Source organism: Pseudomonas avellanae BPIC 631, assembly GCF_000444135.1.
Lineage (GTDB): Bacteria > Pseudomonadota > Gammaproteobacteria > Pseudomonadales > Pseudomonadaceae > Aquipseudomonas > Aquipseudomonas avellanae.
The window spans coordinates 1-8,815 of record NZ_ATDK01000380.1; the positions used below are offsets into that span (position 1 = coordinate 1).

5 protein-coding genes and 1 pseudogene are annotated in these 8,815 nt (G+C 60.1%); 2 read left to right on the forward strand and 4 right to left on the reverse strand.

What is annotated here, in order from left to right:
* Positions 1–168 precede the first annotated feature (168 nt).
* Positions 169–2,587, reverse strand: a pseudogene (locus tag DW49_RS01000000128750) (glucose/quinate/shikimate family membrane-bound PQQ-dependent dehydrogenase).
* 444 nt (positions 2,588–3,031) lie between these two features.
* On the opposite strand from DW49_RS01000000128750, the gene DW49_RS1000000132915 reads away from it, so the two are divergent.
* A complete protein-coding gene (locus tag DW49_RS1000000132915; RefSeq protein WP_024420097.1) occupies positions 3,032–3,259 on the forward strand; it encodes a VF530 family protein in 228 nt (75 codons plus the stop codon).
* 70 nt (positions 3,260–3,329) lie between these two features.
* Entirely contained in the window at positions 3,330–3,989 is a 660-nt protein-coding gene (locus DW49_RS0122465) for a Pr6Pr family membrane protein (protein ID WP_005620075.1), read from the forward strand.
* Between the two features lie 21 nt (positions 3,990–4,010).
* Here the strand turns inward: DW49_RS0122465 and DW49_RS0122470 are convergent, their stop codons facing one another.
* The 3 genes from DW49_RS0122470 to DW49_RS0122480 form a co-directional block, all read right to left on the reverse strand.
* Positions 4,011–4,778: a siderophore-interacting protein gene (locus tag DW49_RS0122470; RefSeq protein WP_005620074.1), complete on the reverse strand. Its 768-nt coding sequence runs from the start codon at positions 4,776–4,778 to the stop codon at positions 4,011–4,013.
* Complete coding sequence (locus DW49_RS0122475; protein ID WP_005739163.1) at positions 4,775–5,374, reverse strand: PadR family transcriptional regulator; 600 nt, start codon at positions 5,372–5,374, stop codon at positions 4,775–4,777. Before DW49_RS0122475 ends, DW49_RS0122470 begins: the two co-directional genes overlap by 4 nt.
* Positions 5,375–5,452: 78 nt before the next feature.
* Positions 5,453–8,572 (reverse strand): transglycosylase domain-containing protein, encoded by a 3,120-nt coding sequence (locus DW49_RS0122480; protein ID WP_024420096.1) that lies wholly within the window; start codon positions 8,570–8,572, stop codon positions 5,453–5,455.
* Positions 8,573–8,815: the final 243 nt, after the last annotated feature.

The following is an 8,815-nucleotide window of genomic DNA, read 5'->3' on the forward strand; positions in this document are numbered from 1 at the left end:
AAAGGTGCCTTGAGCCTGGAACATATCCAACTGACATCGCAGAACCCTTGTGTGACGCGAAGCGCCACAAAGAGGACGCAGAGCGTCCAGAACGGCATGCCGAGCGTCTGGCCATAAAAAAAGCGGCTACCTCTCGATAGCCGCTTGTTCAGTTACCTCCAAACCACCTTACTTGGGCAGTTTGAACGCCATCACGTAGTCACCCTGTTTGGTGCCCAGTGAGCCGTGACCGCCGGCCACGACCAGCACGTATTGCTGACCGTCCTTGCCGGTGTAAGTCATCGGAGTGGTTTGCGCGCCTGCTGGCAGGCGGGCTTCCCACAGTTGCTTGCCGTTACGCACGTCATAAGCACGCAGGTACTGGTCAAGCATGGCGCTCATGAAGGCCAGGCCGCTGGCGGTAGTGAAAGTCCCCCCCCAGGCTTGGAACACCCATGGTCAGCGGGATCGGGATCGGCGAGCTGTCACGCACGGTGCCGTTTTTGTGCATCCAGATGGTTTTCTGGTTGGTCAGATCGACCGCCGCTACATAACCCCATGCCGGTGCCTGACACGGCAGGCCCATCGGCGACAGCAGTGGTTCCAGAATCACGCCATACGGTGCGCCCTTGTTCGGCTGCACGCCTTCGGTTTCGCTCTTGCGGCCCGGGCCACCTTCAACGTCGGCAGAAGGCACCAGCTTGGAGCGGAACGCCATGTAGTTCGGATTGACGAATGCAATCTGGCGAACCGGATCGACAGAGATGCCGCCCCAGTCGAACACACCGAAGTTACCCGGATACACAATCGAACCCTGCAACGATGGCGGCGTGAACGGGCCGTCGTAGCGCAGCGACTTGAAATCGATCCGGCACATCATCTGGTCAAACGGCGTCACGCCCCACATGTCGCGCTCTTTAAGCGGCGGCGGCATGAAGTTCAGGTCGGACTTGGGCTGAGTCGGCGACGTGTGATCGCCTGCAACAGCACCCTGTGGAACCGGCACTTCGTTGATCGGCACGATAGGCTTGCCGGTGCTGCGATCCAGCACGTAGATGCTGCCCTGCTTGGTCGAGGCCAATACCGCAGGCTTCACGCCATCAGCCGTTTTCATGTCCAGCAGTGTCGGTTGGCCGCCCACGTCCATGTCCCACAGGTCATGGTGAGTGAACTGGTAGCCCCAACGTACGTGACCAGTCGCGATGTCCAGTGCAACCAGACCCGCGCTGTATTTCTCGGACTCTGGCGTACGATCACCGCCCCACTGGTCAGGCGTTTGATTGCCCATCGGCAGGTAGATCATGCCCAGCTTTTCATCGACGCTGAACATGGACCACATGTTCGGCGAGTTGCGCGTGTAGATCTTGCCATCGGCAATCGGAGCCGTTTCTTCCGGGTTGCCGCTGTCCCAGTTCCAGACCAGACGACCGGTGTGCACGTCGTACGCACGGATCACGCCGGACGGTTCGTCCATCGAAACGTTATCGGTTACGTGGCCGCCGATGATTACCAAATCTTTGGTCACCGCCGGTGGCGAGGTGGAGTAGTAGCCGCCCGGTGCGAACGTACCCATGTTGGCCGTCAGGTCGACCGAGCCCTTGTTGCCGAAGTCTTCGCACATCTTGCCGGTGTCGGCGTTCAGGGCGATCAGGCGGGTATCGGCAGTCGGCAGAAAGATTCTGCGTGGGCAGATACTTGACGTAGCGCTGGCTGCGGCCGGTGCTGCCGGGCTTTGCGCCGGAGCGCTGGCGGCATAGGCTGCGTCGTCGTGGTAAGTCACGCCACGGCAGGTCATGTGCGCCCAACCCTTGAAGTTGGCCGCATTCTGAGTGCTGAGCTTGGGGTCGAAGCGCCAGATTTCCTTGCCCGAATCCGGATCAAGCGCGATTACCTGGCTGTGCGGCGTGCACACGTAAAGCATGCCGTTGACCTTGAGCGGGGTATTCTCGGCAGTGGTTTCGCCCGGATCGTTCGGCCCTGGAATATCTCCCGTGCGATAGGTCCAGGCCGGTTGCAGCTTGTCGACGTTTTGCGGCGTGATTTGCGCAAGTGGCGAATAGCGATCGCCGAAAGCGGTACGCCCATAGGACTGCCAGTCGCCGTCAGGCATGGCCGGCGCGGTGTTGGTGGTGCCAGCCGTTTCGCGGTCCAGTTGGCCTTCGATACGGCCAGGGTTGGTGAACTGGCTGGCGAGCGCGGCCAGACCGGCCAGCACCACAGCGATGCTCAATGCGCCAGTGCCCATGCGCGCCGGGCCGTTGAGCAGCAGCGGCCGACGGAACCACGGCAGCAGCAACACGATGCCGAGTGCAAACCATAGCGCCAGACGCGGCACCAGTTGCCACCAGTCCAGGCCGACTTCCCACAACGACCATACCGTGCTCGCGAACAGCAGCAGCGCGTACAGACCCAGGGCTGCCGCACGCCCGGTCATCAGCAACACGCCCGTTACAGCGAAGCCGATACCGGCCAGCAGGTAATACAACGAGCCGTCCAGTTGCAGCAGCCAGACGCCGCCGACCAGCAACGCCAGCCCCATCAGCAGGATCACCAGCCCGAGCAGGGTCGGCAACAGGCGATTTCTATTTGAAGCACCTTCAGTGCTCATAATGCGAATCTCCGCGAGAAGTAAGTAGTTGATATCTTGTTTTCGTATGCGTCGCCGACCCTGGCAGCATTCCTTGAAGCCGTTTATTGAAACGAATCACCGACAGTCGAATTCAACGTCAAACAGAACACGGTTGCCCGTTCAGCCCGGCGTGGTCATTGAGTCGTAGACCATTGCCTCCTGAATTCGTGCATAGGTGTTTGTTTAACGGTTTCTCTTCAGAAGGGAAGCGTGCAATCCTTTAAACGGGTAATGATAGGACGCTAACGATTTTTCTAAAAGCAATAAACCTGACATGGATCATTGCCGGTTTCGCAACAGTGCATTAAGGCGTGTGGGTTTATGCACCCACGACGCTTACAATGGCCGACGTTTTCGACAAGCCCGGCGCGTCCCGTGCGCCTGTTTCTGGCTCATCTCTACTCATTCGCTTCAAGGTTCGTCATGACAACACCTAATCCCGATCCGCTGCACGGCGTCACCCTCGAGCAGGTTCTCAGGGCTTTGATTGAGCACTATGAATGGTCCGGTCTGGCCGAGCGCATCGACATTCGCTGCTTCAAGAGCGACCCGAGCATCAAGTCCAGCCTGACCTTTCTGCGCAAGACGCCCTGGGCGCGCGAAAAAGTCGAAGCCCTCTACGTAAAGCTGCATCGCAGCAAGGGCTGGTAGTTCTTCTTCAATATTTTCAGCCCCGCCAGAAAAGCCCGGCATGGACGCCGGACCTCAAGGATACAGATCGATGCATAGCCAACAGCCGCAACACGCGCAGGGACAGCGCCTTTACGCCCTGATCGCCGCTTGCCTGGGCTGGTCGGGTCTGGTGATCCAGCTTTATCTGATCTTCATTGGCCGTTATGCCGACCACGCCAGCCTGCTCGGTGGGCTGGTGCGTTTTTTAAGTTTCTTTACTGTGCTCACCAATACGCTGGTGGCGGTCGCGCTGAGCTGTGCCCTGACTGCGCGTCAGTCGGCAGGGCATCGGTTTTTTCGACAGCCCGCCGTGTGCGGCGGCATCGTGGTGAGCATCGCGCTGGTCGGCATCGCTTATAACGTGCTGTTGCGCCACTTGTGGCACCCGCAGGGCTGGCAATGGATTGCCGATGAGTTGCTGCACGATGTGATGCCTTTGGCGTTCATGCTGTATTGGTGGCTTTACGTGCCCAAAGGCAGGTTGCGCCTTGGCCATGTGCCGCTCTGGGTGGTGTACCCGGTGGTTTATTTCGCCTACGTTCTGCTGCGCGGCAACATGCTCGGCGATTACATGTACCCTTTTATTGACGTTGGCACGATCGGTTTTGGCAGCGCAGTTATCAATGCGTTGGGCGTGCTGCTCGGGTTTGTCCTGATTGCACTGTTGCTGGTGGGGATTGATAAATGGGCGTCTCGTCGCAAGGTGTGAGCCGCCCGGTCATGCCTAAACTTACTCTTCGGTGTCACCCAGCTTCCAGTAACCGGCGGCTTTGACGAAATCGTCTTCCAGGCCGAACTCATCGAGCAGCACACGGCGCACCTTGCGTGACAGACCCGATTCGGTCGCGACCCACGCATACAGCTTGCCCTCGGGCATCTCCAGGCGACGAACAACGTCCACCAGGCTCTGCTCGCTGCGCACGATCCAGATCACATCGACCTGAGCGGCGCTCTCGAAGGTCTGCTGTTCCTGCTGATTGGCCACTTCGACCACCACCAGTGCAGCACGGTTGGCGGACAGTGATTCCAGACGCCGAGCGATGGACGGGATGGCCGTTTCATCGCCGATCAGTAAATAGCTGTCGAACATGTCCGGCACCACCATTGAACCGCGAGGGCCGGCGATGTGCAGAAACTGCCCCGGCTCAGCCTGAGCGGCCCATGTGGCGGCCGGACCTTCGCCATGCAGGACAAAATCGATGTCCAGCTCGCCGCTGGCTTCGTCGTAGCGGCGCGGGGTGTAATCGCGCATCGGCGGACGCGGCGCGTCTTTGTCGCTGGTGGCCGTCAACTCTTCCAGCGCAGCATGCTCTTGCGGCGTTTGCGGAAAGAACAGTTTGACGTGGTCGTCTGTCCCCAAACTGATAAAACCCGCCAGTTCCGGGCCTTGCAGCGTGATGCGGCGCATCAGTGGCGTCAGTTCGGTGACCCGCACAACCTTCAATTTGCGGCGTTTGATTTCGTGCATCACACGATGGATCGATTGTGGCGAATTCATACGCAAGCCTCCGATGCAGGTTGAGGCCCATCGACGACGGCCTTGGCAGTGGTGTTGAGCAACTCGCTGACCCGCAGGATTTCTTCCGGAGTCCAGCGGCCGTGATGCATCTGCAGTGCGTGACGCAGGTTGTGCACCGCTTCGTGAATTTCTGCCGGGCGATCATGGCCTCGCAGCGAGCGCTTGCTGACATCAATGCGCGTACGCACGCCGTCCAGCGCAACGGCCTGATCCTGCAATGAGCTGCGACCGGCATCGGTCACGGTGTAGAGCTTTTTGCCCGCCTGGGCATCGCCGAGCACCATTTCACTTTCTTCAAGAAAGGTCAGGGTCGGGTAGATAACGCCGGGGCTCGGGCAATACGCGCCGTCGAACAGGCCTTCGATCTTGCGGATCAGGTCGTAGCCGTGGGACGGCTGTTCGGCGATCAGCGCCAACAGCAGCAATTTCAGATCGCCCGGGGCGAAGACCCGCGGGCCGCGTCCGCCGCGTTCACGGCCGGGGCGTTTTTCAAAACCGTCGCGGTCTTCGCCTGCTTCACGCAGGTGCGGCGGACGGTGGTGGGGAGGGTGTTTATCTTCACGCATGTTTTTCATCTCTGGTTACGCGTTAGATATACCTTAAGATATATCTAAATCTATTCACAGAGCCGGCAGACGAGCGGTCATTAGCGATCAGGTACCCTTGGGCGGATCGGCAAGCGGGGCATTGCACATCGCCTGCCCGTGGTTTTCCAGGTACGGCGTGAGGATCGGTGCCATGCCTTTGAGCACCTGCACCGGCAACGCTGAGGTAAAGCGAAAGCCTTCGGCGGCGCGTCCCGGTACGAACGCAGTCAACGCGCCAAAGTGGTTGTCGCCGATATAAAACACAAAGGTCGCGGTGCGGTTGATCGCCCTGGAACTGAGAATACGGCCGCCCGCGCCGATGCTCTCGATGCGGTTGTCACCCGTGCCGGTCTTGCCGCCCATCGCCAGCACGCTGCCGTCCTGCATTTTGAACGTGCCCTGCACACGCTTGGCGGTCCCGCCATCCACCACTTGCGACAGGGCCTCGCGCATCGCCGTGGCCACTTCGGAGGGCAACACGCGCTGGCCCAGTTCAGGGTTGATCGTCAGCTCGGTGTCGTAGGGCGTATCCGCGGCAAAATGCAGGCTGTCGATGCGCACGGGCGGCAAGCGGATGCCGTCATTCTGGATAATGCCGATCAGCTCGGCCAGCGCCGCCGGGCGATCGCCTGAGCTGCCGATCGCGGTTGCCAGCGACGGCACCAGATGGTCGAACGGATAGCCCACGCGCTGCCAGCGCTGCTCGATATCCAGAAACGCCTCGACCTCCATCATGGTCCGCACGCGACTGTCGCGCGCGCCTTTGTGGCGACTCTTGAACAGCCAGCCATACACTTCCTGACGCTCGAAACGGCTGGCCGCAGCAGCGTCCTTGAATTGCGCGTCTGGGTGCTTGAGCAGGTAGCCCACCAGCCACAGATCCAGCGGGTGAACGCGCGCGATGTAGCCTTGATCGGGCAGATTGTAAGCCCCCGGTCCGTAGCTCTGGTACAGATCGGTCAGACGCTTGTCGGTCAGTGTCGAGGTTGCCTTGGGCTCTTCAAGATGAGCGCGAACAAACGTATTGAACGTCGCCTGGTCGGCCCCTGGCAGCAGATAACGATGCACAGCCGCCAGGCGAATTGCAGTCGGGTGGATGCCGTCGAGAAAGGTATCGAGCCGTTCCTGTGTGGTCTTATCCTTGTAACGCTTCCAGAAACGCAGCAGAAATACCGTGCCTTCGCGGTCGGCAAACTGGCTCAGATATTCCTGACGGCGCGGGTCGTCGTCATCCTTGAGCAGCGCGGCGCTGTTGTTGGGGGCCTGATAGGTGCTGTAACGCACCACGTCGCGCATCAGGCGAATGAACGGCAGGTTGATCGACTCACGCAACGACTCGCGCAGGGTCGGAATACGCTCGTTATCCTCGCGCCGAAAATTATTGAAACGGTGCAGGCCGCCACCGGTGAAAAACGCTTCTGCGGGGCTTGCTGAATACGTCCGGTCCAGTGCCGCCGAGAGCATCTTCGCCAAATCACGATCCTTGTTCAGTCGCAGATAATCCAGCGCCCAACGGGTCAGCCGGTCGGGCTCCTCGACCGTAACTTTTCTCAGCTCTGCCGTACCCATGCCTGCGTAACGTCCATGCAGTTCGGCAATGATTTCCAGGTACGTGGTCAGCACGCGCATCTTGGCCGTCGAGCCCAGCTCCAGCTTGCTGCCTTCATTGATGTCGAACGGCTGATCGGTGCTGTCAGTCTGCACCCGGACGCGCGAGCCATTGGCGCCGCGCTCGAATAGCGTGAAGCTGTAGCGCACCTGAGTGGTGCTGGCAGGCGTCAGCAAGCGTTCGCCCAGCAATCCGACTTTGGCGGCGAATTCAGGGTCAGCCAGATCGCGCAGGTACTGGCTGACACTGCGCTGCAAATCGCCGTGCAAGGTGCTGGTGGCCGACAGATCGAGACGGTCCAGGTCGTACAGCGGGCGATTGAGCAGGTTCGACAGCCGGGTGCGCGCCACGCTGATGCCCTTGTTGGTTTCGATCGGCTGAAGGGTCGGCTGCTGCGCCCAGTCGCGATACGTCACTTTCGCGGCCAGCGCAGCCTGGGCTAACGGTTGATCAATAACATTGGCCTGAGCCAGCAAACGGATGTGGCTGTCGGTCAGCTCGGCGAGTTCGGCACGGCCCTTGGCCAGATAATGCGACGGACGACGCTGGGCAATCACCAGCGACAACACTTCTCGCAGTGCCAGCGCCTTGCTGGCCAGCCCCTGTTGATCCGCGGGGCTGGATGCCAGCAACTGATTGGTCCTGGCGAAATCCACGCCGAACCAGACCCGCAAGCCCTCGGCCAGACCATGCACCTCACCGTGCCCCGGCACTGCAGACAACGGCACACTGTTCAGGTAATCACGCACCACCCGCTGGCGCACCGCAAGGGTCTCGGCCCCCGGTTGATAAGCCCGCACACTGGCGGAAATCATCTGCCGCAACTTCTCGGAACCAGACTGCGTCAGCCCGTCCGGTGAATGGCGGTATTTTTCCAGTTGAGTCGCCAGCGTACTGCCGCCAGCCGACTGGCCGGGGAGGGCGAACATCTTCGCCACTTGCGACCAAGCAGCTTTCACAAAACGGGGCCAGTCCACCGCCGGGTTGGCCAAAGGTTGCTGCGGATCGAGCAGATCGCGGTTCTCGATGAACAGCAGGCTGTGCACCAGCAGCGGCGGGACGCTGGCGAAGGTCGGATAAAATTGCTGCGGATAGCGAAATTCATACAGCGGCGCCCCCCGGCAGTCGGTGATCGACAGGCCTGCCTGCGTCTTTTCTTCATAGGGCACGAAAAAACCGTGCTGCACGTAGCGCATCAGCTCCGGGGAAAACTGCGTCTGGCGGGTGATCACGTAATCGCGTTTAAGCAGGCGCGGCAGAAACTCATCCAGCGATGAATAACCCAGGCGCTTGTCGAACGGCCCATCACCGGGATACACCACATCATGACTCGGCCCAGGCTGCATCGAATAACTCAGGCTCGCGGCAAAGCGGCTGAACTCCCGCGCCTGCAGCCTGGAACTGCGGCTCTCCAACGTTATTGCAACACCCAGCGCAACGCCGGCCAGCACCACAATCACCCAAAACACCCGCCATCCGTATCGCTTGCGACGCGGACGCTTTGGCGCGCGTGGGTCATCCTGGCGGTCAGCGGACAGCGTTTCTTGCTTGCTATCGGAATGCCGAAATACGCCCATAGTTGATAGTCCGGTCATCCTGGCAACGCACCTGAACCAAGCTTAGACGCTGGGTGGGGATGTGGGGGATTTGTCTGGTGGTTTTCAGGATTGGCCAAGGCGGTGCCTGGACTGGCATGGCTTGTGTGCTTTTTTAGTCTAGTGTGCCGTCTCAAAATTAACTTCTCTCATGCCTGCGTGCTCATTGCCGCGCGGGCTCGCTGTATTTTGTTCAAAATATCTTCTCCCTTAGCGTTCCAAACG

What these genes read in the sequence shown, in the direction of transcription:
- DW49_RS1000000132915 (WP_024420097.1), top strand. Translation starts at nt 3,032, where the DNA reads ATGACAACACCTAATCCCGATCCGCTGCACGGCGTCACCCTCGAGCAG.
- DW49_RS0122465 (WP_005620075.1), top strand. Translation starts at nt 3,330, where the DNA reads ATGCATAGCCAACAGCCGCAACACGCGCAGGGACAGCGCCTTTACGCC.
- DW49_RS0122470 (WP_005620074.1), bottom strand. Translation starts at nt 4,778, where the DNA reads ATGAATTCGCCACAATCGATCCATCGTGTGATGCACGAAATCAAACGC.
- DW49_RS0122475 (WP_005739163.1), bottom strand. Translation starts at nt 5,374, where the DNA reads ATGAAAAACATGCGTGAAGATAAACACCCTCCCCACCACCGTCCGCCG.
- DW49_RS0122480 (WP_024420096.1), bottom strand. Translation starts at nt 8,572, where the DNA reads ATGGGCGTATTTCGGCATTCCGATAGCAAGCAAGAAACGCTGTCCGCT.